We start from the raw sequence: 26,550 nt of genomic DNA on the forward strand, positions 1-26,550 counted from the left end.
GACATGTGGCTCGCCTTGTTCAGTCGGTTCGACAGGACCCGGGATGCCACGACGTCTCCGATTGGGCTCCGTTGCCGAAGTAGAGCCCGGCACGGCCTGACACGGCGCGACACCCGCCGCAGTCAGAGGTTCACGTTGACCTGCATGGATGGTCAAAATTCGGCATCGCGCGACACTCGTTGACATGGCGGGGGAGGCGTCTTATAAACAGAAGGTCAGGGGTTCGAGCTCCCTTGGCGGCTCAAGATCGACATAGCCTTTGACCTGCTGTTTAGCCGCGTTTCGCGAGTCTTGTTCACGTTCTTCTTGGCGCCAATGGGCTCCGTTTCGTCTCCGTTTTCACAGGCGTGCCGATTTCGGGTCGAGTCTGCCCGCGCGGCGAAAGGTGGTCACGTTGCTTGCGCCGAGGTAGCGGAGGCCGCGATTTCGGCCTTTTGGCCGGAACGCCGTCGCCCTGGGGGTTCCGCATTCGAGCGCCGGAGATGCTGAGCAGTGTCACGCCGGGAGCGCCATCTGGTGGTGACAGACCTCAATGAGCGAATACGACTCATTGTGGCGCTGTTCCCGTTCGAGAGCGGCGATCGCGATCGAGGTCTCGACGACGGTCGCGCATCGGTCGCGGCGGCGTTCGGCGAACGCCCGGACCGCTGTTGAGATGTCTGCGTGGTGATCGAGTTCCTCTGCCAGGAGCACGCCGTCTTCGATCGCGAGGGTGGCGCCGGAAGCCGACTGTGGTGAGGGCGCGTGCGCGGCGTCGCCGATGATGACTCCCGGGCCACTGGACCACAGCGCTTCGGCGAGCGCGGTCCGCACGGGCCGTCGGATCACCGACGCGGACCGTGCGACGAGGGAGCGCAGTTCGAGGGCACGACCGAGGAAGGGGACCATAAGGTCCTGCATCCGCGGTGCTGGCTCGTCCTCTTGACGGACGTCGTTTTCGGTGAGGAAGACATACGCTTGACCGGACGAGATCGGGACTACCCCCGTCTGCCGTCCGGAGCCGGCGAAGGTGTGAATGCCGTTGACCCAGCTGGGACGCGGAATCAGGGCACGCCAGACTCGTTGGCCGTGGTGGCGGATCGGAGTGGACCGCCCGATATGATCACGGACGGTGGAGCGGATCCCGTCGGCGCCCACGAGCAGGTCGACGGTGCGCATGCTCCTGTCCGTCAGTTCGGCGCGCACCTGCCCCTTGTCGAGGCATAGGCGGGAAACGCCGGGCCCGAGGTGGATTTGCGCGCCGAGCCGCAGCGCTTCGGCCCGAAGAATCCGGTGCAGCTCCGGGCGTGCTATCCCAGTCATCGCCGGGCGATGCGGGCCGATCAGACGGGGCAGTTCGAACGTGCTCTCCGTTCCATCGATGTCGATGTTGGTGACAACGTTCATGCCGTATCCGGCGGCGAGGCATCGATCGGCCAGTCCCAGGTCGTCTAGTGCTCGCAGCGCGGGGCCGGTCAGGCTCAGACCCCAGCCGATGGCGACATCCTCGGTCGCCGTGTCGATGACCTCGACACTCCATCCGCGGCGGGCGAGGGAGCTTGCTGTGGTCAATCCTGCGATACCGGCACCGGCGATCAGGACTGATCGCGAATCGTTCCTGGTTCCCATTCGGCCAAGGTAAGGCTGTCACCTCACGTCCGGCGTCCGATTCGGGCGGGAACTATCCGGTTCAGGCAACGGTCTGCCCGATGCCATGATTGTTCCGGAGTTCCTGGGAGGTGATCGATGGTGTCGGGTCCGCTCCGTGATTTCGTCATCACGAAGTCCGGCAATCCGGTGAACTTGCTTGACGCGGCCACCAGGCTCTTCGGTGGTGAGGTCACCACCAGCCCGCTCGGGCCTCTCGCCGGCGGCGAGCACGAGGTACGTGGCGTCGCGGGCACCGACTTCACCATCGGCTACTTCGCCTCGCCGCAGGCGGTCCGGGTTGGCGCGGTCCCCGGCAGTGAGTCGTATTTCGTCAATCTCGGCCTGGCCGGTGAGATCTCCGCGAGTATCGGAGCTGGACGCGCTGTCCTCGGCTTGACACGTGCCGGGGTGGTCAACCCGGGTGACATTCAGGACCTGCGCCCGGGTCGGCCGGGCACGCGATTCCTGGGCCTGCGAATCGGCGCCGGACTGGTTCGTAGGGAACTCGAGGCACTCACCGGGCGACCGGCGAGCGCCGTGCGGTTCGACTTCCCGCTCGACCTTTCCTTGCCGTCGGGCAAGACGGTACTGCTGCTCATCGAGTCTTTGATCGAGCAACTCGCCTCCGGCGATCCGCTGCTCCAGCGTGAAGAGTTGCGACGAAGCCAAATCCGCTGCATCGTGACCGCGTTATTGCTGGCTCAGCCGCACACGCATACCGCCGCACTGCGAGAGACTCCCGCGACGCCGCATCCCAGGGTGTTGCGGTCGGCCATCGCTTTCGTCGAAGCGAATCTGGCGGAACCTCTGTCCCTCGGCCGGATCGCGGAGGCCGCCGGATGCAGTGCGCGGACGATCAGCGAGGCGTTCCGGGAGAAACTCGGAACCTCACCGATGCGCTACGTCCGCGACCTCCGATTGGACCGGATCCGCCAGGAGTTGCTGTCGACCGGCGACCAGATCGGGGAGACAGCGTATCGCTGGGGCATGACTCACCTCGGCCGGTTCGCGCGCGACTATCGCTCGCGGTTCGGTGAGCCACCGTCGGCCACCACCGCCCGGCGATAGGAAAACACCGACCCTGCCCACGACGACCCCGTACAACTCGGTGATCACCACGAGCGACGTCGCGTGCGGCCCGCCACGGCAAATGAGCCAGTGGGTCCTGGAGGCGCGACCCACTGGGCTGGACCCGCGGCTCGGCAAGACAAACGCGTTCGGCCGGCCAGCGGCGGCCAGGCCGTGGTCGGCGTGGGCCTAGCGAGGACTCACGCGTGGAGAAGACGCGACCGCCAGATGGCGACGTCGGCCGGTCGTCATCAGGGATCGGGATGTGGGTGAGATCGGAGTATGAGGCAGCTGGTCGGCGAGGTCATCGCACAGGGGCGGAGGAGCGAGGTTCGGGTCAGATGTGAAGTCACCGCAATAGATCCCGTGGGTGAACGTGGCAACCGCGCGAGGTGAGGGAAGCAGTTCGACGCCGAGGCGCTGGATGACCACGACGTCAGTTGTACTGCCGGTATCGAGGGCGAGCGCCCAGCCTTGTCGTTCGTTCCACACGAGGGCGATCGATCCCGACCACGGCATCGACGCCGGCGGCGGCGCGCTACTCGACGTCAAGACCGTCGTCAGCGTCCGCGACACCGGCAGAGTCGGCCGCTGGCCCTGGCAAGTACTGCTCTACACCTGGCTCGACACAGCCGACCTGTACCGGATCCGACGGGTCGGCTTCCTGTTCGGACGCCACGGCCCAGCGGGGACGCGCGGGCCCGCGTTGTACCGGGTTTAGACCAGGCTGAGCAGGTACCGATCACGGTCCGGCGCGTTGCGTTGTGGAACGTCCGCTTCTGCCGATGAGCAGCACGTCGTTGCGCCCGCCGAGAAACCCGTTGCGAGTGGTCGGCACCGGATGTCAGGGCGATCGGTCATCGATCATCGGAGGGAACATGGAGCCTGCGCCGCTGCCCACCCCGACGCTGCAAACCAATCGCCTTGTACTGCGTCCCCTCACCGCCGCGGACGTGGATGCCCTCTTCGCCCTGCACGGCAGCGCCCACGTGCTGCGCTACTGGGACTCGCCGCCCTGGGGCGAACGCGCGCGCGCCGAGCGCTTCATCGCGGCGTGCCGGCAGCGGACGAGGGCACCAGGGCAGCGCGTCGCTGGGCTACGTCCTCGACGACGCGGCGTGGGGCCACGGCTACGTGACGGCCGGGATGCTGTGATCTGCACGCGGCGTTCGTTTATGCCGGGCAGGGCCGACTCGATGACTTGCGTGCCGCCTTGCTCGCCGCCGCCCGCCGTTCAACCGTCATCAGAAGGGCTCGCCGTCGTGGCGGGGAAGTACCGAACGTGATCACCGCAGCAAGCCACGCCGGCCCGCGAGCGCATCTCGTAATCGGGACTGGCGGGGACATCGGGGCGCCTCCCCGCGACGCACCTGTGAACTGATCTGCGCTCACAGCGATGTGGCTCGGGTTGCTCCCGCCGCTGATGTCGGGTCTGGCGTCCCACCGAACGGCTCGGGGCGATCAGCGCACACCGATCAGGTCCTGCGACCCGGCGTCGGCCTTCGCCTGAAGCGCGCTACCGATCTCGGCCCAAACGAAGGGGGCGGGTGCCACACGATGGGGTCGTGACGATCTTCATGGGGCTGGGTTTCTCTGGTGTGGAAGTAAGGATGGAACTCCGAGACCTTCCGCTGAGAACACGAGAACCGACCCAGAGGAGAAATCATGGCGAATTCGACTGCCACCCAGGCTCCGCGCCAGTCGACCGAGGTTGAGAAGACCGGTACGGGCGCGTTGGAATCGAGCAAGGGCTCCACTACCATCGCCGACACGGTCGTGGCGAAGGTCGCCGGTCTGGCCACTCGTGAGATCTCCGGTGTTTACGACCTCGGTGGTGGTGCCGCCCGGGCGTTCAGTGCGATCCGTGAGCGCATTCCCGGAGCCACCGCGTCGGCGAGTCAGGGCGTGTCGGTCGAGGTCGGCGAGAAACAAGCCGCTGTCGACCTGCAGATCCTCGTCGAATACGGCGTGTCCATCGCCGACCTGTCGCGCGCGATCCGGAAGAACGTCATCGGCGCGGTCGAGCAGATCACCGGGCTCGAGGTCGTCGAGGTCAACATCAACGTGTCCGACGTGCACATCCCCGGTGACGACGAGGGCGACGACACCCAGAACGACACCGGCCGGGTCCAGTGAGCCCTGGCGTCGAGATCGACGCCGACCGCATCGCCGCCGCTGTGCAGGCTCGGCCCCACATCGCGGGACTGCACAGCGGCCGGTTCGGCGAGATCGCCACCCTCCTGCGCGGACGCCGGATCCCCGGAATCCGGATCCGCGACGACGAGATCACCATCGGCGTCACCGGCCGCTACCCGGCGACCGCTGTCGAGATCGGCGACGACGTCCGCACCGCGGTGGGGCCGGTCGATCGCCCGGTACATGTGCGGATCGGCGACATCGCCGCTCCGGTCGCTCTCACCGCCGATGAGCCGGAGACGGTGCGCGACGTGACCCTTTCCAAGGAGAATCCATGAATTCCACGCAGCTCGGCTTGCTCACCGGTCTTGCCCTCGGGCTCGCGGCCGCCTTCGGCGGGTTCGGCGCGTTCCTCGTCGTCCTGGTCCTAGGCGCCCTCGGGTTGCTGGCCGGCCGTGTCCTCGACGGCAAGCTCGACCTGTCGCAGCTCACCGGCCGCGACAGGGGCTGACCGGAATGACCGCCATCTTGCCAAGCCCCGCACCCACAACGGCTCCAGCCGGCACCGAGGACCGGGGCGTCCTCACCATCTCCGACAGCACAGTGGAGCGGATCGCCGCTCACGCGGTGACCGAGGTCGACGGCGTCGGTGGCGCCGCGAGCCGCGTGCTCGGTGTTGCCGTCGGCGGGGAAGACCTCGACAACAGCGCCAAAGTCACCGCGAAAGTCACCGGTGACACGGCCACCCTCGACGTCCGGATCTCCATCAGCTATCCGATGTCGGTCTCTCGCACCACCGAGAGCGCCCGCCGGCATCTGATGCGCCGCGTCGAAGAGTTCACCGGTCTCACCGTGTCGCGAGTGGACATCACCGTCGCCGCGATGCACACCGCCACCGCCGAAACCAGGAGGGTCCAGTGAAACGCCGCCCACGCCGCAGCATCCCCGCGACCCTCACCGCGGTCGTCCTGCTCGCCGCCTGCGCACTCGTCGCGGTGGTCGCGATCCAGATGCTCCTCGGTGAACGTCCCTGGATTCGTTACGACACGGTCGCCGTTGCCTTGCACGACACGCGCTGGAGCGATGTCATATCGGCCATCGTCGGCGCCGGCGCGGTTCTGCTCGGGCTGGTCCTGGTCTTGGCGGCGGTCCTGCCGGGCAAGCCCACCGTCCTGCCTCTGCGGGGTGACCTGGACTCCGGAGCCTCGCGCCGAAGCTATCGCTCCACCCTTCGGACCGCGGCTGCCACGGTGGACGGGGTGTCCGATGCGACGGTGAAACTCAAGTCCCGCACGGTCTCCGCGACGGTGAGCACCGGCCGGACAACCACCGACGGACTCGCGGATGCCGTTCGTGGCGCGATCGCGCATCGGCTCGACCAGATCGATCCCGCCCTCCGCCCGACCGTCAAGGTCAGGGTCCGTGCCGCCAGGAGCGCGTCATGACCAGCCTCAACCGGCCCGCCGGCCTCAATCGCGCTGTACTCGTCCTCGTCGGGCTTGCTCTGATCGCGGTCGGCGCCTTCACTCTCCTGACCCATTTCGGCACGCTCACCGTCCTGAAACCGGAATCCGCCCTGGTGCCCGGGACCGGACAGCCACCCACCTGGGCGCTCTATGTCATCACCGCGGGCGCGGTGGTGCTGGGCCTGCTCGTGCTGCGCTGGCTCGTCGCGCAGCTGACCCGCAAACCCAAGACTTACACCTGGCGCTTCGAGACCGATCCCGACCTCGGCCGCACCGAGCTGGCCGCGAGCACCGCGATCGAGCCGTTCACCACCGAGGTGACGAGCTATCATGGCGTCCATGCCGCGCACGCGACGCTCGCGGGGACCCGCGACACACCGGCCGTCGCGTTGGTGATCAGTGCCGAACAGGATGCGGACGTCTCCGAGATCCGGCGCCGGATAGACACCGACGGCCTCCCGCGACTACGCCAGGCGCTCGATCTCGACACCCTGTCGGTGACCATCGAATTCCGCTTCTCCACCAAAACGGGCGCTCGCGCTCTATAGGTGAGGCCGCATCCGTTGCGGAACGGATGATCATCGACGGCCTGGATGACGTCGTGCGAGATACGGTCGAGCGCTGAGTAGCGCGCCAAGTCGGCCTCTTCTTCACCGACACCGCCAAGATCAAGGTTCGGGCTCCGGGCGTAACGCGAGTCCATCTCGACCGCCTCGCCGACCTCGAGTCCATGATCTTGGACCAGGCATGGCAAAGCTGCGCGGCGATTTCCCAGCTCGTGCCGCCGTCCGCGGCGGGGCGTGGGTTTTGACAGTGTCCTCGGCGAGATACAGGTCGCGGCCGATTTCCCCGTGAGCCAGAAGCCGTAGCCTCTGTGCGAAGCTGAGCGTGCGGAGCGAGGTCGATCGCTGCGCGAGCAGATCTGGTTGACCGGTGATCGCTCGGGAACTTCGCCCAGGAGGTCCGCGTTCGGCGCTGCCTGACCGAGCCGGTCGATCAGGCAGGCGCGTCGTGTAGAGGCGGCTGCGGAGTGGTGAGGACGTGTTCGCGCGCGGCGCCGCAGCACGCAATACCGTGAAGGCCGCTTCCGCCGCGGTGACCCGACAGGTACCGTCAGCGGATCCTTGGCGACGTCCGCGGCAGAAGCGGGCTGGCGGCCGTCGTCGACGAGGTGGCATGTCTTCGCGAGATCTCCGAAAACACGGGTGTTCGTCAGGTGTTCGGCGTAGTGCTTCCGTTCTCGTCGGGTGTGGACGATGTCGGGGGCGCATCGGTTGCCTTTATGGCGTCAGGCTCGTCCTGGAGTTCCAATGTGAGCGGTTTCTTCCTCACTCGAAGGAGATAGGCTGTGCCCAAGGCGGCAGCTGCGAACGCCACGATCCATGGCCAGCGGGGACGGGACCTCGGCAAACCCTGGCCCCGAGCTGCGCTCTTGACCTCGGCCAGCGCTTCGCCGAGGCTCGCCTTCGCGGCGGCCCGTCGCCTCTTGCCTCGTCGCCCAGGCTCGCGGGCTGACTTCGCGGCGAGCAGTACAGCATTTTTCGCCCTGCGACCGGGCTCGTGCATCCCGGCCATTCTCGTCAGTGTCTCCTCCCGGACGGCGGCTGAGTTGTCCCGGACTTCCCTGCGTGTGTTCCGGGTGTGTCTGGCAAACCTCCGGCGGGCCCGACGGGTGGTGTCGGCGACTTCGTCAACTCCTTCGGAAAGCTTCCGCTCGGCGATACCGGCAACCTCAGCGGCCGTTTCCACCCCCACTTTCCCCGCCTCCGCAGCGAGTGCGCGTACGCCAGCCACACTGCTGCTCACCGATTGCCCCACCGAATACGGGCTTTGCGCCATCACCTTCTCCTCACTGGCCGTGTCACACGATCTCTCTGCTCAACCGACCTTGCCCCGGGTCTACCCCCTGGTCGTGCCGCCGAAACAGCAAGGTGGGCGCTTCTACAGGGAGCTAGCGCGCGCCACCTCGTGGGGCGTCGGCGCCGCTTGCCCACGATCGGCCTGGTTGTCCAGCCTGCGCCACGCCATCGAGCGGTCGCGGTCCTGAACCGAATCGTGTGATGAGCCGGTATCCATCGCCGTGGGACCGCACGAAGCCCGCCGTCGGCGGGGCGAAATGGCTTCCCAGGACCAGTGTCTCCGTGTTCGCCAAGGAGGAGAGGAGTTCGCGTCGGGTGGTCTCGGCCTGCGCTTCGTCGATGTCGACGCAACTGCCGATGCCGGGATTCGCGAACTGGACCGGGTGATGCAGGCAGTCACCGGTGATCAGCGCGCGGTTTCCGGCGTCGCTCACCTCGACCGAGACGTGTCCCGGAGTGTGTCCTGGCGTAGGAAGCAGGCGGAGTCCCGGCAGAATCTCGGCTCCTCGTGCTCCGACATCGACCAGATCGAGAAGTCCGGCCGCGTGGATGGGGAACACGGAGTCGTCGAACATCTGGCGGCGAGGCGCGTCCAGGTCGTGCCCGGCCCAGAATTCCCATTCCGCCCGGGCGGTGAGGTAGCGCGCGTTGGGAAAGTTCGGAACCCAGGTCCCGTTGTCGGCACGCGTGTTCCAGCCGACGTGGTCGGTGTGCAGATGGGTGAGGATCACCAGATCCACCGAATCCGGCTGGAAACCTGCGTCCGCGAGCCGTCTCGGGTAGTCCGTCGAGAGATCGTCCCAGGCCGGGTTGGCCCGTCGCTTGCCGTTGCCGATCCCGGTGTCCACCAGGATCCGTGTCCCGCCCGCGGACAGTGCGAAGGTATGGCTTGCCAGTCGTAGCAGACCGCGCTCGTCGGCGAAATCATCGGCGAGCCAGGACTCACGGGCGATGACCTCTTCGGTGGCGCCGGGAAGCAGCCATGAACCGGTCTCCGGGGGAAGGGCGATCTCGTCCACGCGGTGGACGTCGACAGCTCCGATGGTCCAGTCGGCTCGCACGGTCCTAGCTCCTTAAGACTCACTATTGGCGTTGAGCCACAGTAGCGACCAGCCGCCGCGTCGAGGGCGTCACCGATGACTGTCGTCACTGAAGATCTGCTCAGGGAGAGTGTCCGGCGCGTCGTCGCCCCTGGGTGACGTGGGTTCGACGGGCTCAGTGTGTCACCGAGACGCTCGGCGTGACCACTGATGCCGAGAGCTCGTCGACGTCGATCACGAGGAACCAGTGTCCCCTCGTGGGTACTGGCTCGACGACCTGGGCGTGAGATGCCGGTGCTGATGGTGAACATGGTCATTGGGACATGCCTGCCTGCTGAGGACGCCACCCGATCTGGATGTAGGGCACATGAACAGGGCCTTCGGTTGCTTCTCGCTGTTGGCGGTGAGAGTGGCGACTGGTGTCCTGTTCGCGAAAAATTTCGCTGCGATAAAGGGGTGCCGCCAAAAGCGTGAAGCCGTACGTGGTTTGAGCCGTGCCGATCGTAAATATGGTCCCCTGAAAATGCTGGCGCAAGCCAGTGGACATCGTACGATTATTCCGAGGGGGAATAACAATGAATGGCAGTGTACGAGCTCTTGTCCTTGCGGGTGTGGTCGGTGTGGCGGTGGTGACGTCCGCCGGTGCGGCCTCGGCTGCCCCGGGGCCCGACAGTGAGGTTCCTGCGCGGGACGTGGCGGTAGCGGAGGTTGTGTACGGTTACGCCGCGTTCAAGCCGGACGGGGAACATCTGTACGCCTGCGACACCCGGGCGGACGGGCGATCGGTCAAGGCGGAGATCCGCTGGGGAACCAAGAAAGCGAGTGTGACCGACTCCAACGGCGCGAAGGCCGGGTGCGGCCACAAGAATCTCTCGATCGCCGAGGGCACCAGGGTCCAATTCCGTGTCGTGGTCGAGGGAATCGGTGCCTATCCGTGGGTGAACGCCACCGCCTGACCGGCCGCGCCACTCTGGGCGTCGCCTCTGGTGAGTGAATCTTTCCGTCGAGGCGACGCATGTTGTAATGCGGAACAGGGTTTCGGAGGGCTGTCGGAAACAGCCCCTTCGAAACCCTGTTCACCGCCGCAGTCAGCTGACATCATCCGGCCGCTGCTCGGCTGCGGCGGCGATGGTTGCCGTTGAGCCCGGTTCCGGGTCTCGATCTGCTGCGCTCATGCGGGTCTCGGCGTAGTCCAATGCGACTCGGCACGGGAGGAGTCGGGATACAGGAGAAGCTACGCAAAGCGGGAAGTCCGACAGAACGCGATCGCCGCTCGTTCCAAGCAGGATCTCCTCCCGAAATTCGGAAGAGACCAAGGCGGCTACTTCGCGGGCTACTGCCCGCACGGTGTCCCCTCGGCGGTGTCCTGTCAGAACAAGTACGGTCAGTACTTTCTTTACCCGGTCAGGGGTGCCTACGGTGCTGACGTGATCTTCGAGAAGATGGACCACGTCGCGCCCGAACCTTCAATCGGCATCCGGCCCGGCAGTCGGCGCGAAGTCCCGGGTGACCCGCGACAACGTGGCGAGCTTATTCTTCCACCGGTTTCTACCGAAGGAGCACCTGAACACGCGCGATAACCGATCCGGGTTCACGGTCTCCCACAGCCGCTTTCTCCGTGTTGACTGTGTAGCTGCCTGCTGGAGTCCACGGTGAGGCGAGAGCGGCGGGGGTGGTTGGGGGAGGTGTTGTGGCCGGTGCCGAGGAGATGATGGTTTTGTCGATGATGAAGAGGAGTACGCCGATCAGGCCGATGATCACGCCCGTGAGTGCGAGGGCGCGTAGTCGTCGCTGTCGGCGTGACGGGTGTGGTGGGGTCTGGTCGTCGGGGGAGTTCGTCTTGGGCATCGTCTCTCCTGAGCGAGGTGGCTTGCACGAGTTGGACCGTCGGGGCTCCACGAGTGGGGACTACGGGACGTCGACGTCTGGGATCTGGCATGGCGTCGCGGCGCCGGTCTGTTCAGCGCGCTGCCAGAGGTGTCGGCGCGCGGAGAGTGGCTCAAGGAGCTGTGGCGCTACGGCGCCGACGCCAGTATTGAGCCAATGCCACTCCTGTGTACGGGCCCAGCCCGATGATGCCGTGAACCCAGGCGTCCGTTCCGGTCTTTCCGAGTAAGAAGTACACCCCGACTGCCCCCAGATAGGCCACTGGGGCAAATCCGAGCCAGGCCGCCACTGCCTGCGCCGGCGGCTTTCGCGACCGAGATGGTCGAGCGGTCGACCGGGTGGTGCGTGAAGGTTGGATCATGATTATCTCCCGTTGCCGGTATGAGCAGGTGGTTGCGCTCGCGGTTGGTCGACCAGGGTGTCGGCTGCCCGTACGCGGGAACGCGTTGAGGAGCCCGGGGGTGTTGAGTGTTGCGGACGACAGCTGCGCCTATGGTCGTCTTGTCATGTTCGGTTCGTGTCGACGGTTTCTTCCGGCGAAACCCCATCTGTCACGTCGATGTGGCTACGCGGAATCCCGTTCCGATCGCGCGCAGGTCCGCCTCGTAGGCTCCGTGCCGCCTGGCGCAGCGGGCGAGGTCGCGGTCGTGGCGGAAGCAGCCGCCGCGGGTGATGTGCGGGTCGAAGGCCCAGTTCTCCCGGAGTGGCACCTCCGATGGCGCGCCTGGGTACGGCGCGTAGGGCGTGGAGGTCCATTCGTCGACATTGCCCGCCATGTCGAGGACTCCGAACGGGCTCGCGCCGTCGGGGAAGGCGCCGACCGGCGTCGTCGTGCCGACCCCGAGATCCACGAGGTTGGCCAACCCGGTCCGGTATTCGTCGCCCCAGGGGAACTCGCGTTCGTCGTCGCCCCGTGCCGCTCGCTCCCACTCGTCCTCTGTGGGCAGGCGCACGTCGGAACCCAGGTCATCGCTGATCCAGTCGCAGTAGGCGACGGCCGCCCCCCACGAGACTCCGGAGACTGGGTGAGTGGACGGCTCCGTGGGACGGTCGCGTCCGGTCGCGTGAGCGAACCGGGCCCATTGTCCGATCGTCACGGGCACACGGGCGATACGGAAGGCGGCGACCGGAACCCGCGCGCGTGGCGTCTCTTTCTCGAACCACGCCCGGGGAACGCCGGTGTCGGCGTAGCGGTGGGTCACCTCGTCGATCCGGTCCAGCGGTGTGCCGCGATGCACGGCCCCCTCCGGGACGTCTATCCAGTCGACCAACTGCTCTCGCATCTGATGTCCCTTCTGTACTACGGGATGCCACGTCTCGACCAGAGGTCAAGCCCTGCCGGCGGCGTACGGTGTCGCCTTGGTGAGGCACACGGTGCCGGGCGGTCCGTCGGACGGCACCTGGCGGTAGCCCTCGCGTTCGTAAAGCTCGATGTTGCGAGTGCTTTTGGCGCCGGTGAACATCAAGAGCCGCCGCGCGTCGGCGTCGGCGGCGGACTCGGCGCCGCGTAACAGCCAGCGGCCCAGTCCCCGGCCGCGCAGGTCGGGCACCACGGCGAGCCTGCCGATCTGCCAGTCACCGCCGGCGGAGCGTGCACGCACCATGCCCAGCAGCCGCCCGTCGAGCCAGACGCCGGTGACGTGCCAGTCGGCGAGCCAGTCCCGCACCTCGTCGAGCGACTCGTGCAGGGCCGGGATGTCGAGGGTGTCGTTGAGTATCGCCTCCTCCGGCCAGCAGCACCGCTGCAGCACGGTGACCTCCTCGGCGTCGTCCGGCGTCATTCGCCGGGCGTAGGAACCCGCCAGCGGGCCTGCGGAGGCTGTGTCACGCAATCTCTCGCGCAGCGGCCGCAGCGCGTTGGCGACGCGGACGAGTTCGTCCAGCAGGGCGAGGCCCGCCTCGTCCCGGGACGCGTCCGCCCGTAGCCTGCCCGCTGACACCGCCTCGCCGATGCGGATCGCGACGGTGGCCCCGAGAGGGACCAGCCGGAGCGTGGACACGACCTGCTTGGCGTGCTGCACGGCCCGCGTGCCCGCCGAGGTGTTGCCGTAGCTGACGAATCCGATCGGTTTCCACGCCCATTCGGCGCTCAGATAGTCCAGTGCGTTCTTCAGCGTCGCCGGCATGCCGTAGTTGTACTCCGGTACGACCGCGACGATCGCGTCCACCGAATCGACGAGCGCGCTCCATCGCCTGGTGTGTTCCTGCCCGTAGATCCCGGAGGACGGGTGCTCCTCCTCGTCCAGGAAAGGCAGATCGAGATCGCCGAGCGCCACCGGTACCAGCTCGGCACCCGACTCCGCAGCCTGTTCGGCGACCGTGTCGAGCCACCATCGCGTCACTGCCGGGCCCAGTGCTCCCGGCCGGGTACTGCAAGTCAGTAAGAGAACTCGCGTCGATTTCGTTAACATGTAAACGAACCTAGCTGGTAGAATGTTTACATGTCAACGACAGTGCGCTGGCTCACCGCCGACGAGGATCGGGCATGGCGGGCGTTTCTCCGGATCACGGTCGCGGTCCGCACCGGAACCGCCCGTGATCTGGCCGGCCTGGGGCTGTCCGAGCCCGACTACGAGGTGCTCAGCACGCTCTCGGAGCGACCGGGTAACACCAGTACCCTGGGTGAGCAGGCGGTTAAGATGGGCTGGTCCCGCAGCCGTCTTTCCCGGCACGCGACGAGAATGGAGACGCGGGAGCTGCTGCGCCGCTCCCCGGATCCCGAGGACGGCAGGGGCTGCTTGCTGACCTTGACCGATCACGGTCTCTCGGTACTGGATGAGGCGGCGCCCGCTCACCTCGCGTCCGTGCGCCACCACTTCATGGACCACCTCACCGCCGCGGATCTCACCGCGCTGGAGGACATCGCGCGCCGGCTCGACGAGGCGGGCAACGACGCCGGGCAGGCCTGAAGGCGGAAACCGGCGAAGACGTCCAGTCTATCGGCCGTACCACGGGTGTGCGGTCGAAGTCGCTGTGACCGTCGCCGTCCGCGCCCGCCGCTCGGGCCGGATAAGCGCTCACCGAAGGGCTCTGCCCCACTACATATGACGAGTCGACATGGTCAGACCGCGAGCTTCAGCGCGGTACCGGGCGAGGTGCGCGGCTTCCGCCGAACCGCATGGCCGGAGTCGGCGTCCAACTTCCCCGGGCAGCGCGGGATCGCCCGGGAACTTCAAGGACATCGCGCCTCGAGTCGGCTTGACCATCGTCGCCCTCGTGAACGGTGGGGTGTGCCGGGCGGCCAGCCTGTCGTTCACGGCTGATGAGGTTCGTGTGGAGGTGACTGCCAGCCGGCGGTCGGTGGCTGTGCCGGCGACGCGGCGGTGGTCGCTGATCCCGGTGCTGGCGTCGCGTTAGGGCCGTCGCCCTGGGGCGGCGGGGGTGCGGATGTGGGCGACGGTGCGCACCCAGCGGCGCACCCGCGTCAACTCGGCCAGATCGTCAGCGACCTCCAGAACCGCCTCGATCACCTGGTCATCCGTCGCGACGTCGCGCTCGGCCACAACTCGTCTCCCCATCTCGCCGGTCACCTCCCGTGACCGCATCGAAGACCACATACCCGCGAACCACCCGGACCAACCACGACGTGATGTGGGATGACCCGCTCGTTCAGTGTGGTGACCGAGGTTTCCTTGCCCGGAGAACGGGTTATGACTCCTATACCGGCCGTGACCGTGCCGGATCGGTTCTTCGAGGAGGTTTGTGGTGGCCGCTGTTGCGCACTATGTGGAAGTAGACGCTCCCGTGCAGGCCTGTTACGACTGGTGGCGGCCGTTGACGCGACTTCCGCAGGTGTTCTCCGACGTCAAATCCGTCGAAGCGGTCGATGGAGACGCGACCCGGACCCGGTGGAAGGTCGACGGTCCGCTGGGTTCCACGGTCGAGTGGGAGGCCCGCATCGTCGAGGACGCTGCGCCGCACAAGATCGCGTGGGCCACGGTCGAAAACGCCGACCCTGATGTGAAGAACTCCGGTGTCGTGCGGTTCGACGACAAGGGCGACGGCCGAACCGGCGTCGAGATCTCTCTCGAATACGAACCCCCGGCCGGAAAGCTCGGCGAAGCGGTCGCTTCGCTGCTGGCCGACCCGCAGAAGAAGGTCGAACGAGCCGCTGCGGAATTCAAGACCGTCATCGAAACCCGCTGACCCCTCCGCAGACTGGGCATCAGCCCCGACCCGCCGCGCCTGCCGGCGCGGCGGGCTTCTCGCCCCGACTCGTGATCGCCACCTGGGTCTCATCCCGGCCGCTTCGCTGAGAGCGCCCGGCGGACTACCTCATCACTGAAGCATCGCACTCAGGATTCACGGCTTCCACCGGTACGGAAGTGCTTCGTTCCCCAGATGGGAGCTGGCCTCGGCTAGGGCTTCACTTGTCGTTGTCGGAGGAAAGCAAGCCCGCCTTCTCGGCTCGGGCCACCACCTTCTTGACGAACTCGATCGAACCGCAGTCCTGATCGAGAAGTGCGTTGCGGCGTGTGGCCCACGCCGTGCCCAGGTCCTGCCGGGTCTTCTCGCTCACTTCGGTGCGCGCAGGATTGAGGATCGTCTGCTCCTCCTCGCCGATGTGGTGCATCAGCGCCTCGGACAGCTGCTCGACCGCGTCGTCGAACTTCTGTGTGTCTGTGCCTTTGCATTCCAGCAGGTCCAACAGCGCCTGGTTGCCCTCGGCGTGTTCTTCCTCGCCGTGCTCCTGCTCGTGCTTGTCGATGGCGTCCTTGCGCCGCAGGACGGGGTAGACATCCCGTTCTTCGGCTTCACCGTGCGCGATCAGTGCCGCTGACAACGCGGCTCGGGCACCTTCGCGGTCCGCGGTCGCGTCCCGCAGATCACGGAGGAGCTGTTCGAAAAGGCGGTGGTCATCCAGGATGAGGTCGACGACGTCACCGGCAACTGGACGGGGAATGGTCACGGCAGTCATATGCTGAGAATTCCTGGGTAGCGGCCATTCGGCAACTTGAGCTTCCCCCGGTTGTCCGGACACCTTGGCGTCGCGCCCCTGTCTCCGGACCGTCGTCCGTGGAGTGTCAGGCGGGTTGGTTGTAGTTCGTGGAGTCTTTCATATTTGACAGCGGTGAGGCACCTGAGTTTGGAACGGCGGCGTTGCCAGGAACGAATCCACGGTGGACAGGTTGAATATGCCGGCTCCGACGCCAGGATTGCGAACCGTCCTGCATGCAGAACGGCGAGGGGCTGCAACTCTCCGCGGAATGGATCTCTGCCGGCCGGCAGTGGGGATACTTGGCGGCACTCCGGCGTCACTGGCCGACCCGGTCGCTGCCCGACGTCACGGTGATCGATCTGGCCTGGTCACGCTCCCGAGTGCCTCCGGCCTGCGCATGCTGCAGGCCGGCACCGCAGGACCGCGATCGAAGATCTGACCCAAGCCGAAACGGCCACCTCACGGAGGCCGCGCGTGCACGCCGCCTCGTGACGCAGCCATACCCCGGCCTGAGAACGCTCAGCCACTCCGCTGGTTGTCACGGTCGACCTGGACTCGGCGTCGCCCAACAAGTTCAACGCTTCCGTTGATCCGGCGGGCTCAGGTAGGGGACGCCGCCGCCAATCGATCATATATCCGATAGTCGCACAAAAAAATCATTCTCCGGACAATGGGCCTAAGCCCGGAGGTGTCGTCAGGTGAGGTGCGGTGCGGTCGGTCCGCGAACTGAATGATCGCTGTCTCATCCTCTGGCTGGGGATCTGGCGCGAGCGCTTCACCGAATCGACCTCCTGGCCAGGTATGGAATCGCCGACAAGCCACTGTTCCGGTCGTGAGGCTCGGCATGCCCTGGCGTCGCCGCGTTATGAGATCGCGCCGTGGGATGACGGAGAGCGCGGTCTCGCGCTGTCCGTCATCGTTACCGGCTGTTGCCAGCGCGGATCTTCCATCTGCGCTTCAACGAAAAGGCGGAGTACGTGAACAGCAGTGCGAGAACCCCGGCCAGGGCGATGGTGGGTGTGGTGGGCCAGACGATCGCCAGCACGACGAGGGCTGTGAGCAGAAATCCTGATACGGCCAGGAAAACCATGCTCGTGGTTTTACTCATCGTGTCCGTTTCTCCTGGTGCTCGGTGATGAGGCTAGGTGCAGTTGATCACGGTGTTGCTGATGGCGGTGACGGTGGCGGCTGTCGACCCGACCCCCAGTCCTGCCGTGACTCCCGCGGTGGCGGCGCTCGTGACGTAGGTGGCTGTGGTTCCTATCAGACCGATGATGGAGGTGATGCCGGCCTTGGCGCAGCCTGAAGTGACTGCGCCGGTGGGATCCGTGCGGTTGATGGGGTCGCCTTGGGCGTAGAGGCGACAGCGGCAGACGTGGGTCAATGGCGTGGTAGTCGCTCGAGCTTCCCTCGCTGTGATGTCTCCGTCGACCCCGGGATCATCCTCGCCGGGATGGTGGTTCGGGTACGGTCTCAGAGCCGCCGGCCCAAGGGCTTCTCTGGAGGATCGACCACCTGTAGCCGGGCAGGCCCCGGCGGAAGCGGTCCAGGACGCGGGTATCGATCCTGTACTGCCGCCCGTCTCGCTACGTCCACGGCGGCATCGGGGTGGCTATCCGTCGAACTTCACGGTCGCCAGTTCCTTGTTGTCGTTGCGCAGGATACGCACCCAGGTCCGGATGAAGCGGCGCGGCTTGTTCATGTTCGATGCGGCCACCTCCTTCAGCCTGGTGGATTCCAGGCTGTTCTTCCTGCGCAGCTGCGTCAGACCATGCGGTAGCTCCTTGATGCCTTGCGGGTCGGCGTTCGGTAGACGGTCGTCGTAGGCGATCGCCTCGGACGCGCGCCCGGTAATCCGCCAGGCCAGCTTTTTGCGCATCTCGATGTCGTGGACGAAATTGGCGTTCGGCCGTCCTGGGTCATGGGCGCGGTACAGATCGTTCCACGCTCGCCCGACCACATCCACATTGACGTCCTGGATACCCAGCTTTTCTTCTTTCAGCCAGCGTGCCATGTGGGTGTCCGGGTGCTCGGCGAGCGTCGCGAGAAGCTCGACAAGGTAGAAGACCGCGTTGAGCTTTTTGTCTGCATACTGGAAGGCGTTGTATAGGTCGCGGTTCTCATCGCTGTCGTCGGTGATCTCCGCGTACAATTGGACCGCGTCAGCATCTTTCGCATAGTCGTACCGCTGCCCTGTAGCCGGCGTCGCGTGCCAGACCAGGTCGTCAATCCAGGAGACAAAGACATTTTTACCCTCCTGCACTCCACCGTCCACCATCGGTGTCTTGTCGGCGTGCTCCTTTTGGAGAGCCGCGCGTAGCTCCGTCAACTCGCGAAGATGCGACTCCGGCAGCAGTCTGCGCTGCCATTGCGCACGTAGGTCGCTGGGTTCCCCGATGTCCACGAACCACTCGGTGGCCTCGATCGGCGTCGTGTTGTCGAAGATCAGGTTGGTGAAAATGTTGTTGCCGCCGGTATCCTTGTGGAACCCAGGGGTCAGTGTCTCTCGTCCTCGGCTGGGATAGTAGTTGATATCGATTCCGATATGATGGCTGCCATCTCGGTACCACGTTTGGTTGTTGAGGTATGCCCATTGCCCGTTTGCGCGCATAAAAGACTCAAGGAAGTCGACCGCCCGGTCAGCCAACTCGTCGTGCCCGGATTGCATGTACTTGATCGTTCTTTTCTTCCCGAATCGGTAGTAAATCACCGCAAGGTCGAGGGGATTCGTGGGAGCGCTTTCGTCGTCCGACGCGAAGTTCTTTTTCAGGTCAGCGGCAAGCGTGATCCATTGCTTTTCGTTACCATCCGGTAGCTCGGACAGCGGCTTCATGGTCATCAACAACGGTTTCAGCTCTTTGTGCTCTGGCTCCACTGGAGTGCCTCCAAGGATTGACGACGGGCCCAACGGGCGACGTGGGTCACGCTACAACCACATCCGCTCTCCAATCGGGCTTGTCGCCCGAATGGCGGCACCGGCTTCGGCATTGGTCGCGCATGGGATGCGGGACGAGTCGTATCGGCCAGGCGATTGAACCAAGGACCTCTATTGACATTGCACAGCCCGCTGGTTCATTGCGTGTGCGCCAATGCGGCGAGTGCGCCAAAAGATCTTCGTCGGAGACGGAGATGTCACGCCGAAGACTGTCCGGCGAAACACGGCGGCCTGTACCGTGCATCCGCGTCCGTACAACCGCCGCAACGCGGTACAGGCTCATGCTCGACTGCTGAGTCGCCTCAGCGAGGAAGGAGTGCATGCAAGTGTGGGAGGAACGTCTTGCGTAATAGTCGTGTGGAGGTTACCAGCACATATTCAGCGCTGCTAGACGCTGTCGATAGTCGGATGACCGATCATTGTCAACGTCGCGGCGTCGGTAAGCAGGCATCGACAGGAGCAGCTGTGTGACGGTGCTCGCCGGTGGTGAATCCGGAGATCTAGGCCAGTTCCAAGAGTGTTTCCGTACGCGCATTGCCACGCGGACGCGCGATGATTGGCCACGCGACGCTACCGGCACCGTGGCCGCCTGCACCCACGACCCGACCGCCACCGGTAGGGGGCAGACCGCAGGCACCATCACCGTGCGAACAGTAGCTTCGAATTCGCTGTCAAGCCGCTCGGCGAGTCCGTGGATCTCGTCGTCGAAGTCTCTGTCGTCGTGCTCGGAGTATTCGTGGAAGAGAAGACGGCAGCCGTGAAGGCCGTCGAGGAGGTCTGCGAGCAGTTCGTGGGTGGGCCGGAGCGGGTCGGGACCGAGCAGGCGGCGACGAAATGCCTGTACCTCGTGACCCGCAGCCTGGACTCGACAGAGACGGGCCACGCCCGATGGACGAAGCGCGGGAAGCCAGTGATCAACGCCTTCGCCATCACATTCGGTGACCGCCGGCCGGGAGCCGAAACCGACTGGACAACCACGCCGGAAACACCGATCACGGGATAGCCCTCGGTGGAGTAGGTGCCGTGTGGTGCATTCGGGTATGGGGCGACAGTTGCCAGGTCGTACCGGGAAGAATCGGTTCTTGTGCGCACACCGAGCGATAACCCTGACCTGCAGGCGATGGTTGACCACCTGCGGAGAGCATTGGACACGCAACCTGTGATCGATCAAGCAAAGGGCATGCTGATGCTGCTGTGGTCACAGCCCGCGGACGACGCGTTCAGTCAATTACGGTTGATTTCCCAGCGTGCCAACGTCAAGTTGCATGAAGTGGCCGCGGTGGTGGTCGCGTCGGGTATCAGACAGCCTTCGCCAGTCGAGGAGGCGACCGCCGCGAAGGTGCTCACCGAGCTTGGCTGGGCTTTGGGGCGAAACCTTCTCTGAAAATCTGGTGCGGCGATGGGTGAGATATCGGGGTGTGTCGACGGCTGATGCGGCGACACCGGCCCGGACCTGAGCGGCGGCCTGGGTCAAGCGCGCCGGGCCCACGGAACCATCGTCGCTCGTTGACCTCCCGAAATGGCTTCAGCGGCGGTGGATCCGGGGTGGCCGGGCGCAGCTATGACGATGCTTTGCTCGGCGAAACCGTACTTGGCTTCGGAGTATTCCCGCGATCGTGTTATCCACCGATGCGGCCCTATCTGGTTCGTGGTAGCTGATTCGAGTGTAACGACTCTGAACGGGTTGACTGAGAAGCGATGACACTGCTCACGGGGTTTCTGCTGTTCAACGGCCCTACTTGCAGGCTGCGAACGGTTTTGTCGTGATTGTGCGGCGTTCGTGCACGTGGGGCTGAAGGAACGATTTCGCGATACGTGGTTATTCTCTGTGTGCGATGTCGGTCGTGATGTCGTCCGGTAATGCCGGTTGTGAATCTCGGTCAGTTGTGGAGTCAGCTGCTATGTCGAACGTGGGCGGTCGGAAGGGCGACGCGACGCTTGTCGGTCGTCTGATGACTCGTGCGCTCGTCGTAGTGGGAGGGGCTATGGCGGCTACGGCCGCCGGATGGCTGGCAGGTGCGGTGTCGGCGCAAGCCGATACCGCCGATGGTGTGCCCGCTCCGAGTGCTCAGCTGGATCCGGTCGAGGATGATCAGTCGCTGGTGCCGGAACAGTTGCGAACGGATGAACCCGCGCTGGAAATGCCGTCTCGCTTGATCGAGGCGACCGAGGTGCCGTCGCTGGCGCAAACACCGGTGAAGGTGGGGAATTCCCTAAGCCGTGCCGGTGTGTCGCCGGAGTACCTCACCAAGCTCGCACATCCGGTGGTCGGCGTTGTGGCGGAAACGGTCGCCAAAACTCAGCGCACGGCGATCGCGGTAGTGGACGCCATCGCTTTACGTGAGCTCGCTGATCCTCCTCGTGATCACGCAAGTACGACAACATCGGTGAACGCCGGTTCGCAAGCGAGTCCGGATGCCGCCTCACTCGAGTCGGCTATCCGAAGTGACGCGAGTGACGGCGTGGCCACAGCCGAAACGCCATCTCGGCAGCGTGGAGCGACTGACTACAGGACGCGAATCCCGCATGAGCGCCATCCGGATCTCGGTGCGGTGACCACGCGTTCGCCGTGGTCGGCGACCTTGACCTGCGGGGCTTCGGTGAATACCAGTGCGGGCTGTGCGTGTGGCGCTGCCGGTATCGGCGATCTGCCGGGCACTGAGACGCGGGATCTCCGGTTGGTGCCGGTAAGGCATGCCGCGGAGCGCTATTCCGTCCGGTCGGCGATGATCCGGCCGGGCGTCACACCTGCCTGACCCGGCACGGCCGGGGTTCACCAAGACTGCTTGCTTCACACTGTCTTGACGAATCTGTCAGGGTGGCATTTTGGCGCGCCACCATTATCGGCGTTCGCTCGCCTGAAATCTCTTTCATTTCACTTTCTTCTCGATCAATACCGCGGCTCGCGGTTGATCATCTCTCAACTGATTACCCAGGAGTATTTGTCATGCAGAATTGGATGAAGTACGCGCTGCAGGCCACGCTGGTGAGTGGCGGTCTGCTGATGTTGGGCACCGGTATCGCCTCGGCGGCCGAGAACGTCGATCCCGATGTGCCGGCGTCGGTGCTGGACCAGCACGTTCTCGCTCCCGCGGTGAGTGGTCTCGCCGATGCGGTGAAGCAGGCACAGCCGCTGCGGCAGCTGGACACCGCTAGCCAGAACACTGTCCGGCCCATTGCGGACACCGTGGATGGAACGCCGGCGATCGTGACGCCGGTGGGGCCGGTTCACGCGGTGCCACTTGAGCTGTTCCAGGTCGCACCGCCGCAACTCGGCGATCTCGCCGACGACGTGCGCGAGCCGGACCTCAACGCGCCGCTCGGCGCAGAGCTTGGCGCCGACGAGATCCCGCTCTTGCCGGTCCTGTCGCGTGCGGAGACTGTGGGGGACGTGCTTCCGGTTACCTCCGCGCCGTCGGTTCCTTTGACCGGCACGGTCACGACCGATCCGTTTGATCCCGGGGCGGGTACCAGGGTGACCGCCCTCCACGCTGACGCGCCCGAGGTGGCGACCACCTATGATGCCCCCGTTCTCAATCCTCCGGTCGTGTCGGCCGGATCGGGTACTCGGCGAGACGATGCACCCGCGTCGACACTTCCGCTTCTGGGCGGAGTACCGCTGGGTGACGGCGGTTCTCTGCTCCCGACGACGCTGCCCACAAATGGTGGCGTGCCCGTCCTCGGTGACCTCACTCACCTGATTCCGAGCCTTCCGGTGCTCGGTCGAGGCGGGATGCCCATCGGGTCGGTGGCGCCTTCTCTGACGACGAAGGGAAGTTCGGGCGTGATGAGCACGCAGAAACTGGCCAACTCAGGTACGGCCCTGACGCGTCAGTAACGCGTCACTGCGGTTGAAGAAGGGGCCCGGACACGGATATGTGTCCGGGCCCCTGGTGTGTCTGCGTCTCCCTGACGACCATTGTCGCTGCACCAGATGGCCTGTCGTGTTCAGCTTGCCGCGCACCCATCGATACCCGGCAGGAGCGTAGGAACGACAGATGAAACGGGAGAGCAGACGCGGGCTGGGCGGCGAAACTAAGAGCTCGGCCCGGACGTCACCCGCGGTGGCTTCCGGACCAACCGGTCTTGCCGGCCACGGCGCTCACGTCGTGGCTGATGGCGCCGTTCTCCCCGGCCGCCGTGTACCACTTGTGGTAAGCCGAGTACTGAGGGGCAGCGACTGCCTGCACGCCTTCGGAGACAGCACCGTCGGGACCAGCGGACAGATCGCTGGACTCGTACGCGGCGTGGTGGTCGCTGGCATGACTCACGACATGCGAGGACGTCGCGCCGGTCATGTCCGCCGTCTTGGTTGATTCCGCGTATGCGACGTGCGAGGGACTGGCTTCCCGCACGGGCCGCACCGGGGCGGGACGGGTCGTCTGCACAGGCTGGACCCGTGCGGGACGCCGCTTCGAGGTGTACTCGCGATCGCCGTCGGTGTGGGCTACCGGCTGCTTTCCGTGGTGGTAGGTCGGGCGGCCGGGCTTGTCTTCGACGGGCCAGCCGTGGTGCGTCCCGGACTCGACTTCCTTGGTGTGCAGGACCACGGCTCCCATCGGCCCGGCGAGTACGGCGTTCTCCTCGGCCCAGTGGTTTCCGTGGTGGTCGGTGATGGAAGCGGTGTGAATCGTCCCGGCACCACCGATTCCGGCGAAGGTGGCGGAGGTTTCCTTGCCTGCGAACGTGCCAGGGCCATGGTCTCCACCGGCCATCGCGACACCCGCGGAAAGAAGAGAGAGAGGAACGACGGCCGCAGTCGCCAGTGCCCATCTACGCAAGCCAGTCATGATTGTTGTGATCCTTTCGAGCTGGGGATACCTAACACGAATCGAGTCACGAAAATCGACTCCGAGCAGAACGCCTGCCCGATCGACGACATTACCTGGATCGGTATCGAGCAAAAGATCTTCTTGGTCATCATACCCATTCGATACCGCGATCCTCATCATTATTCAGGTCGCGACGACACCATGGCAGTACCGTTGTCCGAGGTTCGATCCGGTCCCCGCGCGACGTACGGATGGGGTCCCGGGCCAAGACGGGAAGCGGGTGATCTGCTTATCGAGCTTCTGCGGCTGGTGACGGGGGTGAGGAGACGGAGACCGGGCCGCGTATGCGACACTGCGCGCCGAACGGACTGGGTGTCCCGGACCGCGCTCACTTCGGGCAAAAAAGAAACGCCCCGGTGCACCTCTGACCGGGACGCTTCTCTCGCTGATGTCCTTCCGCGGGCGCTTTCGTGTCAGGCCCGGCGCTCGGAGCGCGGATTCGTCAGCGTGACCAAGGTTAGCCGCGCTATTTCCAGAGTGGAAGTGTTATCCGAGATCAGCAATCCCAAGAGTGTACTTCCTGGCTTGGGGAAAACTGGAGACGATACTCCTGTTGCGGAAACCAGGGTGCTCTCGGACAGGTGAATTCGGTCTTTCGGGGGAGCGGCCGGCGTGCGGGTCATGCCGGATGACGCGATACGTCTGGATGCGAAGCGGCGCGATCAGCCGGGCGCTGCCGAAGACCCGAGGTAGACGACCAGCTGACGAGCCGCTGCTCGCTGTGGGGCGAAGGGAGCAGAACGGCTAGTCGATGAGTTTCCTTCGCATCCCTTGCACGACGGCGTGAGCGCGATCTGTGGCTGAAAGCTTTCGGAATAGTCGCTGTGCGTGCGTTTTGATGGTGTCTTCCGCCAGATCGAGGTCGCTGCCGATCTCGCCGTTGGTCTTGCCCATGCTTATCCCGCGCAGTACCTCCATCTCGCGTCTGGACAAGTCGGCACCCGTCTCGGACGTCGTGCGTGGGTGCGGCATGGCCGCGGACTCTGACGTGCGGGTGGTCGAGCTTGCTTCGCAGGCGAGGAAGCCTGCTGCTCCCTCGCCTATCGCCTTGATCGCGAGGGGGGTGAACTCGGGTGCTCCGAAGAGAATGATCCTCGTCGCAGGACGTATCGAGGTCAGTGTCCTGATGGTGTCCGCCAGTACGTCAGGGCGTGTGCGGACGCTGAGGAGGACCATGTCGGCAGGCGAAAGGCGAAATTTGACAAGCAGTTCCGCGGCGGTGATCGCCGAATTTATTCGCTGTATCTCCGGCGCGTTGACGAGCAGACGAGCCATGCGGCCGCAGGCTTCACGTCGGCCATCCAGAACAAGAGCATCCACTGCTCCGACCTCCGATATCCAAGATGCTGGGTCGCCAAGTGGTCAACCATCGTCAGAGGCAGGGCCCGGCGTCGTGCCGCAGATTACACATGTGCCGATCAGGAGCTGGGCTTACACCCCCGGGTTTTCCCGGTGATAGTCCCGAAAAGCGCCTTGCGGACGCGTGCGCAGCGCTGAAACTCGGACCGGCTGAGGCCGGAAGAACAATCCTACCGAGTGAGCCGGGCACTGGTTCTCGTGCCGGCCATGACCTCGTTCGGTCTAATTTTTCGCCCAGTTTCAGATCCTTCGGCCTCCTGTGGCATCCGTCGGAGGGCGGCGATCCGCTCCTTCTTTCGTCGCCGGTAGGTAGCTGACTTCGCTTTCGTGCCGCAGGTTCCCATGCCGCACCGGCGCCGTCGGCCGCCGTGGGAGAGATCGCAGAACAACCGGCTGCAGTCCGGGTGCTCGCACTCGCGGATCCGGGCCGTGCGCGGGCTGTTCAGCAGGGAGATGGCTTCGCGCGCCACGTGGAGTGTGCTTGCCACAGGTCGCCCAGATTCTCGATGCCGGGGTCGCGGTCAGATCGAGGCAAGGGCAGTCGCTGAAGTAGGTCGACACCAACACGACGCGATCTTGACCTGGCAGGTCTCCCTTCGCCAACCGGTCGCTTGACACGCCAATATTTGCTACACAAAAGGACGTCCGGCTCGCTCAGTCGTCGAAACTCCTGCGGCAAAAGAAACACGTAACCCGAGTGGGCTACGTGACGCGTGATCAGAGGATCGCGACCCCTACACGATGGTGGTCCGAGGTGGAAACACCCAGGTCGAATCAGTACTTTTCCCGGCACAGGTCGGAAACACCTCATTGCCGCCTGTCCGACGCATCCGTCGATTCAAGGAGCTTTCATGCTGAAGAAGATCGGTTTCGTCGCGGCCGCCATGGCCGCCGGTGCCTTCATCACCGGGGGCATCGCCTCCGCCGAGACCCCCGGTGACTACGACGTCTACGACGTGCACGAGCAGGTCGGCTTGGTCAACCTGAACAACATCGACGCGCTGCACAATGTCAACGGCACATTGGGTGTGTGCGGTAACGACGTCAACGTGCTGGGTGTGCAGGTCCCGATCCGTGACTCGCTGAACGGAATCGGCGTGCCGATTCTCTCGCCGGGAGTGACCAAGGCCCAGGGCAACTCGCCGTACAACTGCGCTTCCGGTGGCGTGATCGACGGCGGAACGTCGCAGAGCAACTAGAGGTCCCCCTCGCCGCGGCCGCCCGCAAGGTGTCGGAAGCCGGCCGGGTCGAGGGTACCGGCGATTCGCGGCGACGTTGTGAGACGGGGCCGGGAGACGAGCAGCGTTGCGCGTTCTCGCTTCGTTTCCCGAAACCGCGGTGACCCGCGGCGACGCCGGTCCGGTGGGGCCGGTCACCACGCCCAGGGGTGGTCGGCCCCA

General features: G+C 65.2%; 29 protein-coding genes and 1 pseudogene. 16 read left to right on the forward strand and 14 right to left on the reverse strand.

Features of this window, described 5'->3' with window-relative positions; all coding sequences use genetic code 11:
• Positions 1–495: 495 nt before the first annotated feature.
• Positions 496–1,608 carry an FAD-dependent monooxygenase gene (locus tag CFP71_RS14750; RefSeq protein ID WP_093934419.1) on the reverse strand — a complete coding sequence of 371 codons (1,113 nt, stop codon included), beginning with the start codon at positions 1,606–1,608 and terminating at the stop codon, positions 496–498.
• A 117-nt stretch (positions 1,609–1,725) separates the two neighbouring features.
• Here CFP71_RS14750 and CFP71_RS14755 point away from each other — a divergent pair, with 117 nt between their 5' ends.
• On the forward strand, positions 1,726–2,697 hold the full coding sequence (locus CFP71_RS14755; protein WP_093934420.1) for a helix-turn-helix transcriptional regulator: 972 nt from the start codon (positions 1,726–1,728) through the stop codon (positions 2,695–2,697).
• Positions 2,698–2,886: 189 nt separating this feature from the next.
• On the opposite strand, the gene CFP71_RS45585 is transcribed toward CFP71_RS14755, so the two are convergent.
• The gene (locus CFP71_RS45585) at positions 2,887–3,216 is read right to left on the reverse strand and encodes a DUF6292 family protein (RefSeq protein WP_425266618.1); all 330 of its coding nucleotides are present in this window, start codon (positions 3,214–3,216) and stop codon (positions 2,887–2,889) included.
• Here CFP71_RS45585 and CFP71_RS14760 point away from each other — a divergent pair.
• From CFP71_RS14760 to CFP71_RS14795, 7 genes are all read left to right on the forward strand, one after another.
• Positions 3,122–3,418, forward strand: coding sequence for a hypothetical protein (locus tag CFP71_RS14760; protein ID WP_093934421.1), 297 nt, complete (start codon positions 3,122–3,124; stop codon positions 3,416–3,418). The two genes, CFP71_RS45585 and CFP71_RS14760, sit on opposite strands and share 95 nt — an antisense overlap.
• Before the next feature lie 944 nt (positions 3,419–4,362).
• Positions 4,363–4,833: an Asp23/Gls24 family envelope stress response protein gene (locus CFP71_RS14770; protein WP_093934422.1), complete on the forward strand. Its 471-nt coding sequence runs from the start codon at positions 4,363–4,365 to the stop codon at positions 4,831–4,833.
• The gene (locus CFP71_RS14775) at positions 4,830–5,171 is read left to right on the forward strand and encodes a hypothetical protein (protein WP_093934423.1); all 342 of its coding nucleotides are present in this window, start codon (positions 4,830–4,832) and stop codon (positions 5,169–5,171) included. Before CFP71_RS14770 ends, CFP71_RS14775 begins: the two co-directional genes overlap by 4 nt.
• Complete coding sequence (locus CFP71_RS44160; protein WP_093934424.1) at positions 5,168–5,344, forward strand: hypothetical protein; 177 nt, start codon at positions 5,168–5,170, stop codon at positions 5,342–5,344. Before CFP71_RS14775 ends, CFP71_RS44160 begins: the two co-directional genes overlap by 4 nt.
• Before the next feature lie 5 nt (positions 5,345–5,349).
• Complete coding sequence (locus CFP71_RS14785) at positions 5,350–5,754, forward strand: Asp23/Gls24 family envelope stress response protein (RefSeq protein WP_093934425.1); 405 nt, start codon at positions 5,350–5,352, stop codon at positions 5,752–5,754.
• A complete protein-coding gene (locus tag CFP71_RS14790) occupies positions 5,751–6,278 on the forward strand; it encodes a DUF6286 domain-containing protein (RefSeq protein WP_093934426.1) in 528 nt (175 codons plus the stop codon). The genes CFP71_RS14785 and CFP71_RS14790 overlap by 4 nt, the downstream gene beginning before the upstream one ends.
• Positions 6,275–6,847 (forward strand): Asp23/Gls24 family envelope stress response protein, encoded by a 573-nt coding sequence (locus tag CFP71_RS14795; RefSeq protein WP_093934427.1) that lies wholly within the window; start codon positions 6,275–6,277, stop codon positions 6,845–6,847. Before CFP71_RS14790 ends, CFP71_RS14795 begins: the two co-directional genes overlap by 4 nt.
• 664 nt (positions 6,848–7,511) lie before the next feature.
• Here the strand turns inward: CFP71_RS14795 and CFP71_RS43500 are convergent.
• From CFP71_RS43500 to CFP71_RS43505, 3 genes are all read right to left on the reverse strand, one after another.
• Complete coding sequence (locus tag CFP71_RS43500) at positions 7,512–8,105, reverse strand: hypothetical protein (RefSeq protein ID WP_143267092.1); 594 nt, start codon at positions 8,103–8,105, stop codon at positions 7,512–7,514.
• 145 nt (positions 8,106–8,250) lie between these two features.
• Positions 8,251–9,219, reverse strand: a complete 969-nt coding sequence (locus CFP71_RS14800) for an MBL fold metallo-hydrolase (RefSeq protein ID WP_093934428.1) — start codon at positions 9,217–9,219, stop codon at positions 8,251–8,253.
• Between the two features lie 292 nt (positions 9,220–9,511).
• Entirely contained in the window at positions 9,512–9,745 is a 234-nt protein-coding gene (locus tag CFP71_RS43505) for a hypothetical protein (RefSeq protein ID WP_143267093.1), read from the reverse strand.
• 145 nt (positions 9,746–9,890) lie between these two features.
• On the opposite strand from CFP71_RS43505, the gene CFP71_RS14805 reads away from it, so the two are divergent.
• Entirely contained in the window at positions 9,891–10,154 is a 264-nt protein-coding gene (locus CFP71_RS14805) for a hypothetical protein (protein WP_143267094.1), read from the forward strand.
• Positions 10,155–11,636: 1,482 nt separating this feature from the next.
• Here CFP71_RS14805 and CFP71_RS14810 read toward each other — a convergent pair.
• Together CFP71_RS14810 and CFP71_RS14815 are read right to left on the reverse strand one after the other, a co-directional pair.
• Positions 11,637–12,368 (reverse strand): formylglycine-generating enzyme family protein, encoded by a 732-nt coding sequence (locus CFP71_RS14810; RefSeq protein ID WP_093934430.1) that lies wholly within the window; start codon positions 12,366–12,368, stop codon positions 11,637–11,639.
• Between the two features lie 45 nt (positions 12,369–12,413).
• On the reverse strand, positions 12,414–13,496 hold the full coding sequence (locus CFP71_RS14815) for a bifunctional NAD(P)H-dependent oxidoreductase/GNAT family N-acetyltransferase (protein WP_093934431.1): 1,083 nt from the start codon (positions 13,494–13,496) through the stop codon (positions 12,414–12,416).
• A gap of 30 nt (positions 13,497–13,526) precedes the next feature.
• Here CFP71_RS14815 and CFP71_RS14820 point away from each other — a divergent pair, with 30 nt between their 5' ends.
• Positions 13,527–13,994, forward strand: coding sequence for a MarR family winged helix-turn-helix transcriptional regulator (locus tag CFP71_RS14820; RefSeq protein ID WP_093934432.1), 468 nt, complete (start codon positions 13,527–13,529; stop codon positions 13,992–13,994).
• A 444-nt stretch (positions 13,995–14,438) separates the two neighbouring features.
• Here the strand turns inward: CFP71_RS14820 and CFP71_RS44165 are convergent, their stop codons facing one another.
• Positions 14,439–14,603 (reverse strand): hypothetical protein, encoded by a 165-nt coding sequence (locus tag CFP71_RS44165; protein ID WP_167406128.1) that lies wholly within the window; start codon positions 14,601–14,603, stop codon positions 14,439–14,441.
• Between the two features lie 187 nt (positions 14,604–14,790).
• On the opposite strand from CFP71_RS44165, the gene CFP71_RS14825 reads away from it, so the two are divergent.
• Positions 14,791–15,231 (forward strand): SRPBCC family protein, encoded by a 441-nt coding sequence (locus CFP71_RS14825; RefSeq protein WP_093934433.1) that lies wholly within the window; start codon positions 14,791–14,793, stop codon positions 15,229–15,231.
• Positions 15,232–15,451: 220 nt separating this feature from the next.
• On the opposite strand, the gene CFP71_RS14830 is transcribed toward CFP71_RS14825, so the two are convergent.
• The 3 genes from CFP71_RS14830 to CFP71_RS14840 form a co-directional block, all read right to left on the reverse strand.
• Entirely contained in the window at positions 15,452–16,066 is a 615-nt protein-coding gene (locus CFP71_RS14830; RefSeq protein ID WP_244199679.1) for a hemerythrin domain-containing protein, read from the reverse strand.
• A gap of 877 nt (positions 16,067–16,943) precedes the next feature.
• Positions 16,944–17,132, reverse strand: coding sequence for a hypothetical protein (locus CFP71_RS43510; protein ID WP_143267095.1), 189 nt, complete (start codon positions 17,130–17,132; stop codon positions 16,944–16,946).
• 504 nt (positions 17,133–17,636) lie between these two features.
• Entirely contained in the window at positions 17,637–18,899 is a 1,263-nt protein-coding gene (locus CFP71_RS14840; protein WP_093934436.1) for a hypothetical protein, read from the reverse strand.
• 871 nt (positions 18,900–19,770) lie between these two features.
• On the opposite strand from CFP71_RS14840, the pseudogene CFP71_RS14850 reads away from it, so the two are divergent.
• From CFP71_RS14850 to CFP71_RS14860, 4 genes and pseudogenes are all read left to right on the forward strand, one after another.
• Positions 19,771–19,962 (forward strand): annotated as a pseudogene (locus tag CFP71_RS14850) (hypothetical protein); the annotation flags it as partial.
• A 117-nt stretch (positions 19,963–20,079) separates the two neighbouring features.
• Positions 20,080–20,343 (forward strand): ANTAR domain-containing protein, encoded by a 264-nt coding sequence (locus CFP71_RS14855; RefSeq protein WP_093934494.1) that lies wholly within the window; start codon positions 20,080–20,082, stop codon positions 20,341–20,343.
• 601 nt (positions 20,344–20,944) lie between these two features.
• Positions 20,945–21,715: a hypothetical protein gene (locus CFP71_RS43515; protein ID WP_208635957.1), complete on the forward strand. Its 771-nt coding sequence runs from the start codon at positions 20,945–20,947 to the stop codon at positions 21,713–21,715.
• Between the two features lie 191 nt (positions 21,716–21,906).
• Positions 21,907–22,797 carry a hypothetical protein gene (locus CFP71_RS14860; RefSeq protein WP_093934438.1) on the forward strand — a complete coding sequence of 297 codons (891 nt, stop codon included), beginning with the start codon at positions 21,907–21,909 and terminating at the stop codon, positions 22,795–22,797.
• Between the two features lie 217 nt (positions 22,798–23,014).
• Here the strand turns inward: CFP71_RS14860 and CFP71_RS14865 are convergent, their stop codons facing one another.
• The 3 genes from CFP71_RS14865 to CFP71_RS45590 form a co-directional block, all read right to left on the reverse strand.
• Entirely contained in the window at positions 23,015–23,674 is a 660-nt protein-coding gene (locus tag CFP71_RS14865) for a hypothetical protein (RefSeq protein WP_093934439.1), read from the reverse strand.
• A gap of 861 nt (positions 23,675–24,535) precedes the next feature.
• Positions 24,536–25,066, reverse strand: coding sequence for a response regulator transcription factor (locus CFP71_RS14870; protein WP_093934440.1), 531 nt, complete (start codon positions 25,064–25,066; stop codon positions 24,536–24,538).
• Positions 25,067–25,320: 254 nt separating this feature from the next.
• Complete coding sequence (locus CFP71_RS45590; RefSeq protein ID WP_093934441.1) at positions 25,321–25,638, reverse strand: CGNR zinc finger domain-containing protein; 318 nt, start codon at positions 25,636–25,638, stop codon at positions 25,321–25,323.
• Between the two features lie 363 nt (positions 25,639–26,001).
• Here CFP71_RS45590 and CFP71_RS14880 point away from each other — a divergent pair, with 363 nt between their 5' ends.
• On the forward strand, positions 26,002–26,349 hold the full coding sequence (locus CFP71_RS14880; protein ID WP_093934442.1) for a hypothetical protein: 348 nt from the start codon (positions 26,002–26,004) through the stop codon (positions 26,347–26,349).
• The last annotated feature ends 201 nt before the right edge of the window (positions 26,350–26,550 follow it).

This window comes from Amycolatopsis thailandensis, assembly GCF_002234405.1.
In the GTDB taxonomy this organism is placed as follows: Bacteria; Actinomycetota; Actinomycetes; order Mycobacteriales; family Pseudonocardiaceae; genus Amycolatopsis; species Amycolatopsis thailandensis.